15 protein-coding genes are annotated in these 13,891 nt (G+C 33.8%); 14 read left to right on the forward strand and 1 reads right to left on the reverse strand.

All coding sequences use genetic code 11. The annotated features are described in order from the left end of the window. Nucleotide 1 precedes the first annotated feature (1 nt). The 13 genes from KA894_RS01725 (at nt 2) to KA894_RS01785 (ending at nt 12,230) form a co-directional block, all read left to right on the forward strand. The gene (locus tag KA894_RS01725) at nt 2–838 is read left to right on the forward strand and encodes a phage tail domain-containing protein (protein WP_210133669.1); all 837 of its coding nucleotides are present in this window, start codon (nt 2–4) and stop codon (nt 836–838) included. A 9-nt stretch (nt 839–847) separates the two neighbouring features. Continuing rightward, the gene (locus KA894_RS01730) at nt 848–2,437 is read left to right on the forward strand and encodes a prophage endopeptidase tail family protein (RefSeq protein ID WP_210133670.1); all 1,590 of its coding nucleotides are present in this window, start codon (nt 848–850) and stop codon (nt 2,435–2,437) included. Continuing rightward, nucleotides 2,430–3,032, forward strand: coding sequence for a hypothetical protein (locus tag KA894_RS01735; RefSeq protein WP_210133671.1), 603 nt, complete (start codon nt 2,430–2,432; stop codon nt 3,030–3,032). Before KA894_RS01730 ends, KA894_RS01735 begins: the two co-directional genes overlap by 8 nt. Nucleotides 3,033–3,045: 13 nt before the next feature. Beyond that, the gene (locus KA894_RS01740; protein WP_210133672.1) at nt 3,046–5,664 is read left to right on the forward strand and encodes a peptidase G2 autoproteolytic cleavage domain-containing protein; all 2,619 of its coding nucleotides are present in this window, start codon (nt 3,046–3,048) and stop codon (nt 5,662–5,664) included. Nucleotides 5,665–5,675: 11 nt separating this feature from the next. After that, nucleotides 5,676–7,166 carry a BppU family phage baseplate upper protein gene (locus KA894_RS01745; RefSeq protein ID WP_210133673.1) on the forward strand — a complete coding sequence of 497 codons (1,491 nt, stop codon included), beginning with the start codon at nt 5,676–5,678 and terminating at the stop codon, nt 7,164–7,166. Nucleotides 7,167–7,180: 14 nt separating this feature from the next. Then, entirely contained in the window at nt 7,181–7,579 is a 399-nt protein-coding gene (locus tag KA894_RS01750; RefSeq protein ID WP_204190038.1) for a hypothetical protein, read from the forward strand. A gap of 3 nt (nt 7,580–7,582) precedes the next feature. Then, the gene (locus KA894_RS01755; RefSeq protein ID WP_207572510.1) at nt 7,583–7,735 is read left to right on the forward strand and encodes an XkdX family protein; all 153 of its coding nucleotides are present in this window, start codon (nt 7,583–7,585) and stop codon (nt 7,733–7,735) included. A gap of 36 nt (nt 7,736–7,771) precedes the next feature. After that, nucleotides 7,772–8,188: a hypothetical protein gene (locus KA894_RS01760; RefSeq protein WP_245337184.1), complete on the forward strand. Its 417-nt coding sequence runs from the start codon at nt 7,772–7,774 to the stop codon at nt 8,186–8,188. Beyond that, complete coding sequence (locus tag KA894_RS01765) at nt 8,172–8,567, forward strand: hypothetical protein (protein ID WP_210133674.1); 396 nt, start codon at nt 8,172–8,174, stop codon at nt 8,565–8,567. Before KA894_RS01760 ends, KA894_RS01765 begins: the two co-directional genes overlap by 17 nt. A gap of 115 nt (nt 8,568–8,682) precedes the next feature. Continuing rightward, nucleotides 8,683–9,186, forward strand: a complete 504-nt coding sequence (locus KA894_RS01770) for a phage holin (RefSeq protein WP_210133675.1) — start codon at nt 8,683–8,685, stop codon at nt 9,184–9,186. Continuing rightward, a complete protein-coding gene (locus KA894_RS01775; RefSeq protein ID WP_210133676.1) occupies nt 9,167–10,606 on the forward strand; it encodes an SH3 domain-containing protein in 1,440 nt (479 codons plus the stop codon). Before KA894_RS01770 ends, KA894_RS01775 begins: the two co-directional genes overlap by 20 nt. A gap of 1,015 nt (nt 10,607–11,621) precedes the next feature. Further along, entirely contained in the window at nt 11,622–12,032 is a 411-nt protein-coding gene (locus KA894_RS01780; RefSeq protein ID WP_207572611.1) for a YolD-like family protein, read from the forward strand. Between the two features lie 15 nt (nt 12,033–12,047). Next, on the forward strand, nt 12,048–12,230 hold the full coding sequence (locus KA894_RS01785) for a hypothetical protein (protein WP_210133677.1): 183 nt from the start codon (nt 12,048–12,050) through the stop codon (nt 12,228–12,230). Nucleotides 12,231–12,249: 19 nt separating this feature from the next. Here KA894_RS01785 and KA894_RS01790 read toward each other — a convergent pair whose 3' ends face one another. Next, entirely contained in the window at nt 12,250–12,594 is a 345-nt protein-coding gene (locus KA894_RS01790) for a hypothetical protein (RefSeq protein WP_210133678.1), read from the reverse strand. Nucleotides 12,595–13,192: 598 nt separating this feature from the next. On the opposite strand from KA894_RS01790, the gene mtnN reads away from it, so the two are divergent. Next, the gene (mtnN, locus tag KA894_RS01795; RefSeq protein WP_103372726.1) at nt 13,193–13,879 is read left to right on the forward strand and encodes a 5'-methylthioadenosine/S-adenosylhomocysteine nucleosidase; all 687 of its coding nucleotides are present in this window, start codon (nt 13,193–13,195) and stop codon (nt 13,877–13,879) included. The last annotated feature ends 12 nt before the right edge of the window (nt 13,880–13,891 follow it).

Consider the following 13,891-nt stretch of genomic DNA (forward strand, 5'->3'; position numbering starts at 1 on the left):
GATGATAGATGGCAGATGGTTAAAAATTATTGATGAAAATGGAACAAAGGATATCAATGAGTATATAAATAACTTTATTTTTCTTGATGCTAAAGCCTCTTACCCTGTATCAGTCGAAGATAGTATAACTATGAAAGGAGTAGATGGTGAGCTACCTGGTGTAGCTTCATTTGCTCCTTTTAATTTAGTAGTTAAGTTTGGTTTTGATGGTATCGATGAAATAGATATTAATTTAATGGAACAAAAACTTAGAAGTATATTTTACAAAAGAATACCTTATTATATCGTAACGTCTGACAATCCAGGTATAAAGTATAAAGTTAATAATCCAGATATGAACCCAGACTATGCAGATTTTTCGACAACTCGGTTTGAAATGACTTTTAGTGTCAAAGATGGCTATTCAGAATCATTAAAAGACACAAGTCAATTTAGTTTATCAAGTGGTGATTGGCAATTTGAAGCAGGCGTTTTATCAGATGATGAAATTAAATACACACACGATACAACAGCTTTTAAAATTTATAACGGTTCATCAGATACAATCAACCCATTATTAAGACATCAGTTTAAATTACTAATTAATATTGATGCACCTAAAGGGTTTAAACTTAATAATAAAACGACTGGAGATGTATTCGAATATAAAAAAGGTATCAAGAAAAATCAACAACTGGTTATAAACGGCGTGCATCCTTTCATTAATAACAAACGTGTAGGTATTGATACAAATTGGCAATGGCTCACATTAGCAAAAGGATTCAATGATATAGAAATTACAGGCGAGAATATAAAAGAAGTTAAAACTCAATGGATATTCCCGTTCATATATAGGTAGGTGAAGATATTGAAAGATATGATACTAAAGAACAGAAAAGGCACTTTCGGGGAAATATTAACCGATTATGACTTTGGTTCTTGGAAACTTAGTTACGAGCGTAACAATGAACGATCTATTGATTTCACTATATATAAAACGTCTATGAATTGGGATTTATTTGAATCGTTGCTTAATGAAATGTTGTTGGAATGGAAAGGACAAAATTATGTTGTGAAGTCTACAGCAATTAAATATGATGGTATGAACGTATTGAATGAAGTTACTGCTAAACATATATTTATGGAATTCCAAAATCATTATATCCAGAAAGACTTGGAAAATGAAGAACTAAACAACGAAGAAGATGAACAAGACGATAGCAAGCCTACAATGACGTTAGAACAGTATTTAGATTTTGGTTTCAAAGGTAACAAGATTGGTTTCACTTATGAAATTGTAGGTAAATTTGACCAACGTGTAGCAGTAGATGAACTAGGTAATAAAAACGGAATGGAATTCTTAACAGAAGGTGCAGAGTTATTCAACTATATCTATTTTGCAGATAATAAAAAGATTTACATCTATGATGAAGAAAGCTTTTATAAAGCATCAAACATTCCGTTGATATATAAATATAACTCTAGTGAAGTACAAGCTACGACTACCACAACTGATATTAAAACGTATATACAGGGATTTGGTAAGAAGAAAACAAAAGCTGAAACGAATAACTATAATCCTATGAAACCTAAAGACTTAAATTATTCTGGCACATTCATCAAAGACGGTACTTGGCGTACTGAAAGTGTTGGTGCTAGTTACACGAAAACATTTAACTGTAAGTGGGGTAACGAGACACTTGAATGGACATTAAAGAAAATGGCTAAAGGTGGCATATTAGACGTTTATTTAGATGATGAACATATAGGTAGATATGAATGTTATAGCAAAACTGCAACATCTGAAAAGATTATCATTGCTCAACGCTTATCAAAAGGCAATCACACATTTAAAGCAGTGTTTAGAGGTGCGAAAAGTGGTGTTGATTATAAGAAATCTAAACCATGTATGTATGTGGGAACAGAGAAATCAACAGTATTAAATGTAACAGCAGTGTTGAAAGGGACAGATGTTTATCATGTTACAGATGAATATTATTCACCACATTATGATAAAGACGACCCTAAAGTTGCACCTACATTATATGATGATAACGTGCTTGATAAAACAGAGTTAAGAGAAAGACTTATTCAAGAATTGAACGATGAGCCAACTGTGGAAGTTTCTACTAATTACTTAGGTTCTATGGAAGATAAGTATTACTTAGGTAACGATGATATTCACGAAAACAGTAAGATACGTTTTATCCATCAACCACTAGGTTATAACCTTGATTTGAAAGTAGTGAAGTTAACGTATTCACACCCACTGGTAAATGAACCAGTTGAAGTTGATTTCAGTAACTCACCTAAAGACATTATTAAAATACAACAAAATATAAACAGGAATATTAAGAGAATGAATAACCTAGTTAAAGGCGGGTCACTTGGTGGCGCGTCTTTTTCTATGCCAGAAAGCTATTCGGATATTGTGGGGGTGACATTGTTAGATGAGTAGAGAAGTTAATCACAGATATTTAAAAGATAAAGATGGAGATACCTATTTTCCTATAACACATATTAACGCAGTTGAAGGTATGGACACAGAAGATACAGAAAATCCATTCACTGATATTAATGACAAAATTAATCAAATGAACACTCTGATAACGCAAGCTAATGAAACGATAGCAGAACAACAAAAAATCATAAAAGATAACGCTAATGCTATTAAAATTTTTGATTTAGCAATGGGTGATATGGTCGGAGATACTGGTTGGATTGATTATCAAGTACATCCTAATAATGTGAAAAATTACCTAAGCAGCGCTCCTCCTTGTGCTATACGTGAAGTGCGTGTTGGCAATGATTTAGCTGGTAAATGGTTTGTATTTCGTTCGATAAGAGTGAACATTGGAAAAATTAACCATAATCAAGTTATCGCTCAGCTTCCACAAGGTTTCACAAAAGACACAGTGTCATTTGTATTGAGAAGTACAGGTGGAAAAACACCCGTCGAATTATCAATCGAGAAAGATAACAGTGTCAAGGCATATCTTAATGGAAATGACAGTGATTTATGGGCAGCAGGAGAATTTACATGGTTAGTATAAAAGGAGTGATGAAATGAAGAAATTGAAAACAGATTACCCAATTGATATAGGGCAAGAATGGCGTTATATGACGATGTTTAATTTTGAATCAATTCAAAGCTTTCATCAATATATATTAGATAAGTTAAAACATCATAAAACAAGTGAAAAACACGCACATAATGCTAAACAAATAGATTATAAATTAACCAATGTTCATAATGAATTACAGTATCAAGATGGACGAATAGAAACACTAGTAATTGGACACAATGGTGATGGTGTAGAAGAAGTAAAAGATAGCAGAACAGCGTTAGATGGTACTAACCAAAATTTATTATCACAACGTTTAAAGTATGATTTTGAAATCATTAAAAACAAGATGGAAGAAAACTTTGACTACCTTAATAAGAAGATTGAGCGTATTGTTAATGTGAATGATTACGGTGCAGACCCAACAGGTAAGGAAGATTCTACACAAGCTTTCCAAAAGGCTTCAAGAGGTGGAAACGTACATGTTCATATGACAGCAGGGACGTATAAAGTAACTGGAGTTAAATTACCTAATAATACTGTGTTGTCTGGTGAAGGTAAAGACGTTACTTTTGTTAGACTTGCAGATGAAACACCTGCTGAAAATATCGGTATTACCAATGAAGATATGTCGGGGCAAGCTCATAATATCGGTATTAAAGACTTCACGGTTAATGGTAACAAGTGGAGACAAGATAAAAAATTAAAACCTATGGGCGGTTCATTATCTTCAAACGTTAGGTTTGCAGGTGTTAAACATGGATTTGCAAGCAACATAAAATCAGTAGATGCTTTACTTCATGGGTTCGATGTTACTTATGCGAGTGATCCATACTTTTATGAAGGTGATGGTGTACGCGTAAATGAAGAATTAGAAAGTAAGTATATTCACATTGACAACTGTGAAGCTACTGGTTTTGGTGATGACGGTATTACTACTCACCATTCAAGATATTTAGTTATCACTAACAACTATTGCCACCATGCAACAGGTGGAGGTAACAATAACGGAATTGAAATCGATGATGGTTCACAACATGTAATGTTAGATAATAATATGACTGAAGAAAACTATGGTGGTGTGGAAGTTAAAGCCCATGGTAATTCATCTGCTCCTAATAACGTTATGATTTCTAATCATATGTCTATTAAAGATTCACGTGCTTATAATATTAGACACATTGGCCACCACAGAGCAGGAGACCCTATTTCTAAGACAGCTCACAGTGTCATATTAAATAATTGTTCTGCTATCACGCCATATGACAATAAAGTATATCCAGGAACAACACCACGTGCATTAGTTATTAGTGGTTACAGAAACGTACAAGTTAACGGTTATACAGCAGTTGGAGATGGAACGTATACAGCTAACATGCCAGTTGTAGCAGTGCAATTCATGTCTAATAACATTATGCTGAATAATATAAATATTACTGGATTCAAGAACTCACAAGCTGATATTAAAGTGTTTGGTGGAGGTAACAGAGGTAAGAAGATTACCATTAGTAACGTTAATATTTGGAACTCTTCTCAAAATAGAGGTATTGCAGGTGGTGGAGGTATTTACGATTTACGTATTATCAATGCCAACTTACAAGGTCAAGGTACAGGTAACGGACTAGAGTTATACAACAATACAGCAGAGATTGTTGGAGTTAATGCAGAGAATTATAATAATGCTGCATATATCACTAATAAAGCTTATAGAGTAGTTCCAACAGCAGTTAAAGGTGGATTTAGTGGTGGTTCAACAGGTGCAGCAGCAGTTGCTCAACGTTCAGCAGTAATTGCTTCTACAGGTGGTTCGTATGCTCATAGTGACCGTTCTTGGTTAGCAGGAGTAGGTGCAGGTTCTCATGCACATGGTTCTCGTAGTTCAGTCATGAACTCTTTAGAATCAGAAACGTTACCTGGTGCTTATTGTCAGACAATCGTTAACAGTCGTGGTGTTAAATCACCTGGTAACTACCATTTCTTATTAGGTTATGGTACGGATGGTGCTAAATATGAAAACACTACAATTGATATGTCCACAATTAGCGGAAACATCAAAACGAAAGGTACAGTATCATCCGGCCAGAACTTTGGTGACTACGCAGAGTACTTTGAATCACAAAGTGGTCAAGAAATTAAAAATGGTTATATAGTCACTTTAGACGGTAGATATATTCGTAAAGCTAACTCAAATGATACACCTATCGGCGTTATATCTGGAACAGCCGGAGTTATTCTTGGTGACCAAATGTTCCACCACAAAGATAAGTTCTTAAAAGATGAGTTTGGTGTAACGCAAACAGAATTACAAACAAAAGAGTGGCAAGATGACGAAGGTAATTGGTATTCAGAAGAAGTAGATGTTCCAATTCCTAACCCTGAGTACGTTGAGTATGCTGACGAATACATTGACCGTTCTAACCGTCCAGAATGGAACGTTGTAGGATTGATGGGTCAAGTTTATACACGTATTGATTCGACAGTATCGGTCAATGACTATATCAAACCTAATAAAGGTGTAGGAACAAAAGATAATAACAATGGCTTTTATAAAGTGTTAGAAATCACGACACCATACGACAACGAAAAAGAATACGGCGTAGCAGTCGTATTAGTAAAATAAGGAGTGATCATGTGGATAACGGAATAGATAAAAAAGCCTTATTTAAATTAAAGTCTGAACCATATTTAAAACCAATCTCTGATTTAGGGGTTGGTTTTTATAATTTAGATGAAAATACAGCAATACTAAGATTTCAATTAAGCAATACTAAAGGACCTTTATTAATTCACGAAAACAACCTTACAGCTTATGCTTATTTTGAGTCTACTAATGGTAGTGCTTCAGATGTAATTGAATTAGAAATCGAAGATTCTATGAATGGAATTGTAACAATTACTTTAGATAAAGAATTCTTACAAGCTAGTACTTCTACTAGTGTTAAAGGTCAAGTTTATATTGGTGTTAATAATGTTGATAATAAGCCAGAATACAACGAAGTTGCAGTATTCAGAGAATTCAACTTTGAAGTTAAAGATGCACTTATTAATAAGATTTCAGCATTTACTAAGATTGAGTATATTCGTATGTTTGACCAACTAAAAATGCGTATTGAACAACGTGTTAAAGATATCGAAGAAGCAATTGCAAACGGTGCAGATTACGTTGCAGAAATGAAATCAGTATTACAAAAAGGTATTGAAACTCTTAATGCGATTATTGCTGATGGTAAAACAGATATTCAAACATTCATTACTCAAGCTACAAATGATTTAACTAAAGTTAAAGATGATGCTACAGAAGATATAACTACTACAGCTAAGAATGCTAAGACAAGTGTTCAAGATACAGCTGATAGTGCAGTTAACAAAATAAATACTAAAGCTGAAGAAGTTACTGAGCATGTAGATAGTAAAGTAACTGAATTCAATCAAACTGTAGCAGATAACGGTTTTCTTTCTCCTGAAATGTTAGATGAACAATTAGAAGAATTAGAGTGGCAGAAGTATCAACTTACTTTGAACTCGGGCTATTTGTTATTTAAAAGTGCTCCAGACCTAGAAACTATGGAAGATTTCACAAGAACGGGTTCATGGTATATAAATAAAATAAAAAATAGTCCGGGACATCAATCTGGATATATAACTTATAAAGCCCAAAGTGCTACTGCTGGCTATGCTATATTTAGAAGTTATAACAGTTATCAACTTCATATAAATTACAAAACATCTGGAAACTGGTCTGGCTGGAAAGTAATTGGTGCTCCATCCGACACCGGTTGGATTCCTTACAACACTATAAACGGTGTGGAAAAAGATACAATGTTTAAAAATGGTACAGATAATGGTTTTGATTGTGCCTATAGAATCATTAAACAGGGAGATATAACTACTCGAAAACTAAGAGTTAATGCAAGAAATTTAACAAATGGGGTCGTGTTCGCAGAATTACCTAGTCAGTTTGCAAAGAATTATCAAAAGTTTGTAGTTGCAACACCAAGAAATAAAACTACTGGAATTGTAGATATTACACCTAACGGAGAACTGAAATTTAATTACTATTATAATACTGCTGACTGGGTAGACACAGATTACATTTATGGAGAATTCACATGGCATGATTAGGAGGGATGGAATCAATGTTTAAACAAGTATATTTATACGATGGAACACCTTATCTAGCGTTTAAAGATGAAGAAGGAGAATATCAATACCCTGAAGAAGCTTGGACTGAAACGCCACCGCCAGATGGTATTTACAGTCCTTTTTATTTTAATGGTAATGAGTGGATTGGTGCTACTCGTGAAGAATGGTTGGGAAGTTTACCGGAAAGCGACCCACATATTCCTAGTGCTAATGAAATGATGTTAGCCCAAGCACAAATGCAAGTAACCAAGACAGCTAATCAGTTAGTAAAGTCTCAAAAGGAACAAGCAGAAACTTTAAAAGAATTAACTAAGAAAGAAAAGCGTATGCAACAGTTAGAAGAACAACAAGCTCAAACAATGCTCGAAATCGCTAAATTGAAAGGGGAATAAATTATGTATCCAGGATTCGATTCAATTAAATACTTTTATGATATTAACTGCTACACAAACGAGGATATTCAAACATACGTGGAATTAGACGCGTTAACCAAAGAAGAATACAAAGAAATTACTGGTGAAGATTATCCAGAACTACCACAGGCTTAGGCTTGTGGTTTTTATTTAGATGGAAGTAGGTGGAATATGAATAAATTAACATTATCAGAAATGATAGCTAGCACCTTACTTTTTGGTACAGGATTATTTACTTGTTGGAGAGGCTTGTTTTGGACGATTGAACAAGACTCTGTATTAGGAGATTCTGCCTTTTATCAAGAATTGCATCAATTAATGCCTATTTGGATATGGGGTATATTGTTTATGTTAGCTGGTCTATTCTTAGTATGTGCAAGTTATTTACTTCCAAAGAAGAATCAAAAGAGTTATTGGTTCATTACTGTTGGTAGTTTTATATCGTTTATTATGTATTTTATAATCACAAGTGCAAGTGTGTATAACGCATTGAATTGGTTATCTCCTATTCAATTTGCCACTTTATCTGGTATTTATCTAGTAATGACATTTTTCGGAGGTTTCGAGATATATGGCAGACGAAGATAAATACGTACTCAGATATGAATGGGAAAGAGGACAAGGTAAACTACACCAACGCATAAACGATATAGATAATAAACATATGAGCTTGCACAATGATTTGAAGTTGTTAGTGACTCGTTTGAATGATAGCAACGATGCACTCATCAAAAGCCAAATGACAACTAACGAAACTTTGAACAAGATTAATGATAATCTTACAGGATTTAATGATCGTATCAAAGATGTTGAATATACATCTGACGCAACAGTCAAACGTTTAGATACGATAGAGAGTACTGTATCAGAAAGAAAAAAAGGAAATTTACAAATATGGGTTGCGATTATTACTGCAACAGCGACAGTAATTGTCGGTGCACTCGGTTTCGCAACTGTATTTTTCTAAGTCGGCACATTGTGTCGGCTTTTTATTGTGCACAACGGACAGGTAAATACATTTCTCGATGCAACACAGGGCGTTTCTCAGCGTCCTTATTTTTATTATATTTGGAGGTTTTTAGATGAAAAGTATTAACTGGAAAATACGTTTCAAAAAGAAATCATTTTGGGTGGCTATCGTTTCGGCGATAGTCCTTTTTATTAACAATGTAACACAAGCAATTGGAATAGATTACACAGGACAGTTAGAACAATTTAGCGATGGTATTAATGGATTATTAGCCGTATTAGTTACATTCGGAGTAATAAACGACCCTACTACAAAAGGGATGAAAGACAGTGGTATTGCAAAAACTTATTCAAAACCACGTGATGAAAATGAATGGCCAGTTGAGTATCAGAACAATAAACATGATGCATCGGAAAACGAAGATATTAAACAACAGGTTGGAATTATGAAACCACAAGAATATGACACATCTCAACCATTCACTGATGATACTGACGAAGTAACTTTTGATGTTGCAGATTATGAATACGATGAAGAATTACCACTAGGCGCAAGCAGATACCATGACGATGAAGTGTTGAAAGTGAGTGATGAAGATGACAGCAAATCTAACTAAAAAAGAAGCTATAACATATATCAATTCGTTAGAAGGTAAGGGTTGGGATTTTGATAATGCTTATGGTTGGCAATGCTTTGATTTAGCTAATTTCTATTGGTACAAGTTATTCGGTCATGGATTAAAAGGTGCGGGTGCGGCTGATATTCCAAACGTGAATAATTTTAAAGGCGAAGCTGATGTTTATAATAACACCCCAGAATTCAAAGCCCAAGCTGGAGATGTTGTTGTTTTCAATAGAAATTATGGTGGAGGATATGGCCATGTTGCTATTGTGACTAATGGTAACCAAGATGGTAACTATATGAAATTTGTTAGTTTAGATCAAAATTGGTATGGCGGAGGTCTAGCTAAGACTGAGGTTGCCCAACGAATTATTCACAATTACGACTTCCCTCAAATTTTCATTCGTCCCAAATTCAAGTCTGAAAATAACGCTAAGAAATCATCACAATCAGCAACGACATCAACTGCTAAAAAGAAAACGACTGCTAAGAAGAAAAAACAAACTATAACTGTATCAACTCAACGTATTAATTACACAATGGATAAAAGAGGTTATAAACCTAAATATGTAGTAATCCATAACGATGCAGGTAGTTCTAGCGGTAAGCAATATCAAAACTCTTTAGCTAACGCTGGCTATAATAGATTTGCTAACGGTATAGCACATGCTTATGCAAGCAATGGTTATGTTTGGGAAGGTATATCAGAAGATAGAGTAGCTTGGCACACAGGCGACGGCACTCATAAAGGGACAGGCAACCACGAAGCTTATGGTATTGAAGTGTGTCAGTCTATGAGTGCAAGTGATAAAGAATTTCTTAAAAACGAGCAAACAGTATTTCAATTTATAGCAGAGAAACTTCAAAAATGGGGATTGAAAGCAAACAGAAATACAATCAAATTACATGATGAGCACGTCCCAACTGCTTGTCCACATAGGAGTTATAAATTACATGCTGGTGTAGATCCAGTAACTTATGGACGTCCTAGTCAAGCACAGAGATTAAAATTAAAAGATTACTTTATTAAACAAATACGTGCTTATATGGATGGCAAAGTTCCTACTGCAACTGTAGTTAAGGGAACAAGTGCATCAAGTAATACAAAATCAACTGTAGCTGGCGCATGGAAGAAAAATAGTTATGGAACTTATTACATGAGTGAATCAGCAACATTTACAAATGGTAATCAATCAATAGTTGCTAGAACTGTTGGACCATTTAGAAGTTGCCCTTACGCTTATGACTTCCAACCTGGTGGCTGGACTGACTATGACGAAGTAATGTTACAAGACGGCCATGTATGGATTGGTTATTATTGGAACAATACAAGATATTATCTACCAATCAGAACTTACGATGGTACGCCGCCACCAAATCATTCAGTAGGTTCATTGTGGGGAACTATTAGCTAAACTAGTTAATGTATGTTAGATTATAAATAGAGTCACTTTCCATTCAATGGCTCGCCAATTCTATTATATTTTTTACGCATGAAGCACTCTTTTACAGGGTGCTTTTTTAATGTTAAATTATTAATAGTGCTATGGTCACAAAAATCTCAAAATTTTATTCCTTTATATCTTGAGACATCCTATTTAGGGTGTCTCTTTTTATGCTATAATATAAGTATAGTTAATAAGTGATTACTATGATTTCTTGGCAACACGTTATCATACCAGGGTAAGCACGTATGTGCTTGCCCTATTTTTTTATGTTATAGTATAAAAACATGCATATATAAAACTCCAAAATAATTATTTCGTTAACCATTCAAGCATGTCACTGGGTGGTTATTTATATAACAAAATATCTATAAGGGTATTAACTTGTAATAATATAGATTAGTGTTAGTGTGTAGATAGGAGTAGGAACCCGTCCTACTTCTTCTATTAAACAACAGTAAATCCAACAATTTATCCACTGTGGGAAGTGGAGTTTTATTATATTTATCAATCACATAACTTGGACATTCGTTGCTTTCCTTATTCTATAACGAATCATAGCCACTCTTCGGGGTGGTTATTTTTTTATGTTTAAATGTGGTATAATATATATATAAAATACGAGAGATACCGTGGGTAACATGGTCCCGACTGGTGACTTCTTCCAGTCCAGTATCTGATTTGTCAGAGGGGGCATACTGACGTTAATAAAACCGAGTGAGGACTTCTAACTCGATACCGTACGATTGAGTATAATATATACGATACGGACAATAAGGCATAGTGCCATGGGATATTGTTATCCTTTTTAAACAAGCTGGTTGAAACATTTACCAGCAAATTCACGGTAATCATTCCGTCACGGAGCAACTTTTTTGAGAATGCTCCCACGCAAACCACCCACACATGTCACTGGGTGGTTATTTTATGTTAATAGATTTACATACACGAACAAATGTTCTATAGTATTTATTGAGGTGATACTATGAGAATTATTAATCCGGATATGCCAGAACCTTATAAATATGAATCAGATTATCGTAACATACCTAGAGAATATCTTAATCCACGTATACCAGAAGGGCGTAAAATGGTTAAGTGGCAAGCTTTTAAAACTATGCCCGAGCAGTACGAAAGATTAGAGCAATACATACAAGACCAAAACAAAATAGATAAGCCTATATTAAGTGATGATCAGTTAAGCGAGTTGAATGATACTTTAGTATTCAAAATGTTCCATGACCCAGTGATCACTGTAAGTTATTATGAAGATGGATATATTAAAAATATAGAAGGGTACATTCACAAGGTAGATAACTATGAACGATTACTTTATTTATATGAAGAAACTATATTACGTAAAGTTAATTTAAAAGATATTGTGGAGATAAAATAAAAAGGGGAGACTTTAGTGGCTAAAGAGCAAAAGAATATAGTTGAAAATTTAGAGAAGAAGATAAGCAAAGTACAAGAAAATATAGATAGCAGGGGAGAGATAATTAGAAAGCTAATTCAAGATGGGTTGAAAGAGATAGAATTAAGAGATGAATTAATTAAGTTGAAAGAAAAAATGCAAGAAAATAAGCCCTCCTAATTTTAAAGAGGGCTTTTCGTTATTTAAGTCTATTTTCTTCCATACTAATATGGTATTGTAATTCAAATCTTATTTCATCTAATTTATGGGTGTACTTATCATAAGGGTTTTTAGCGTTTTCATACCATCTTTTACCTGATTTTGCGCTTGCTTCTTGTAAAATACTACGATAATTTCGAAAAGTTTGAGACCCAGTGTTATCAAATTTCACTTTGTCTAAATATTTCCATCTACCATGTACTTCTTCTTTAACTTGCAGAGCTTTTTTATAATCTTTTTCTTCAAGCGCTGTTCTTGTAATATCAAGTAATTTCCTTAAATCATCAAGCAATTCTGTATCAGTCATTTTTTCTAATTGTTTCATACATTCCCCACCTTCTTATTAATATCTTAATACTATCTCTTTTAAACGTTATTTTCCATCTTTAATTTTAAGGGCAAAAAAAGGGCAGATTATTTATAAAGCAATAAAAACCTATGGAACTCATAACCACTAATATACTCTAAAAGTGTTGATATAACAGTCTTTTTATAAAATGGTAGAAACCTGTAAAAATAACATAACAATTCCGCCTGGATGCTCTGGTTTGGTATTTTAGCTGTTATAGTCACTGTTGTTACAGGCGTTTATTCGTTACAAGGTTTAACACAATTAATGGGCAGTTAAAAATTATAATAGTTACTGTATAAACATTCTCTAGTTCTTAATCTAAACATTAATGGACTTGAGAATGTTTATTTGTTTAATACAAAAATTTACTTTACTAGCTTCACTTAAATAAGTGTCGAGGAAAAAGCATTAAACATACGAAGCGTAATGAGGAGTTAAAATATTAAAATGCCTCTGTATAAATCTGAAAATTGGTTTAATATTTTAGTATAATTATTATTCAATCGTCGAGGTATCGCTTTAAATGTGGTAGAATAACTAAGGTTAGGATTTTAAAATGAGGTGAATTATAATGATAGGTATTATAGGTGCTATGGAAGAGGAAGTAGCAATCCTTAAAGATAAACTCGTAAATTTAGAAGAAATTAATATTGCACATGTTTATTTTTATAAAGGCTATTTAAATGATAAAGAAGTTGTTTTAACTCAAAGTGGAATCGGTAAAGTTAATGTAGCCATTTCAACAACATTATTAATTGAAAAATTCAGACCGCGATTGATTATAAATACGGGGTCAGCAGGTGCTTTAGATAAGTCATTAAATGTAGGTGATGTCATTGTAAGTGATATGGTTGCTTATCATGACGCTGATGCTAGAGCATTTGGATATCAGTTAGGGCAAATTCCTCAAATGCCAGCACAATTTATAGCGGATAAATCATTAGTTCATAAAGCAACACAAGTGATAACTGATCAACAATTGATAGCTAAAACAGGTCTTATCGTAAGTGGTGATAGCTTTATTGGAACGAGTCGTCAACGAATGGAAATTAAGACAAACTTCCCTCAAGCAATGGCTGCCGAGATGGAAGCAACGGCAATCGCACAAACATGCTATCAATTCAATTTACCATTTATTATCACACGTGCCATATCAGATTTAGCAGATGGAGATGCTGGTATTACATTTGATGAATTTTTAGACAAAGCTGCGAAATCATCTAGTAAAACCGTAGAAGCGTTAATTAAAATGATATAAAAAGGTGAATAG

This window comes from Staphylococcus sp. GDY8P131P (genome assembly GCF_017891975.1).
Taxonomy (GTDB): Bacteria; Bacillota; Bacilli; order Staphylococcales; family Staphylococcaceae; genus Staphylococcus; species Staphylococcus nepalensis.

Coding starts and splice junctions, on each gene's coding strand:
- KA894_RS01725 (WP_210133669.1), top strand. CDS start 2: ATGATAGATGGCAGATGGTTAAAAATTATTGATGAAAATGGAACAAAG.
- KA894_RS01735 (WP_210133671.1), top strand. CDS start 2,430: ATGAGTAGAGAAGTTAATCACAGATATTTAAAAGATAAAGATGGAGAT.
- KA894_RS01740 (WP_210133672.1), top strand. CDS start 3,046: ATGAAGAAATTGAAAACAGATTACCCAATTGATATAGGGCAAGAATGG.
- KA894_RS01750 (WP_204190038.1), top strand. CDS start 7,181: ATGTTTAAACAAGTATATTTATACGATGGAACACCTTATCTAGCGTTT.
- KA894_RS01755 (WP_207572510.1), top strand. CDS start 7,583: ATGTATCCAGGATTCGATTCAATTAAATACTTTTATGATATTAACTGC.
- KA894_RS01760 (WP_245337184.1), top strand. CDS start 7,772: ATGAATAAATTAACATTATCAGAAATGATAGCTAGCACCTTACTTTTT.
- KA894_RS01765 (WP_210133674.1), top strand. CDS start 8,172: ATGGCAGACGAAGATAAATACGTACTCAGATATGAATGGGAAAGAGGA.
- KA894_RS01770 (WP_210133675.1), top strand. CDS start 8,683: ATGAAAAGTATTAACTGGAAAATACGTTTCAAAAAGAAATCATTTTGG.
- KA894_RS01775 (WP_210133676.1), top strand. CDS start 9,167: ATGACAGCAAATCTAACTAAAAAAGAAGCTATAACATATATCAATTCG.
- KA894_RS01780 (WP_207572611.1), top strand. CDS start 11,622: ATGAGAATTATTAATCCGGATATGCCAGAACCTTATAAATATGAATCA.
- KA894_RS01790 (WP_210133678.1), bottom strand. CDS start 12,594: ATGAAACAATTAGAAAAAATGACTGATACAGAATTGCTTGATGATTTA.
- mtnN (WP_103372726.1), top strand. CDS start 13,193: ATGATAGGTATTATAGGTGCTATGGAAGAGGAAGTAGCAATCCTTAAA.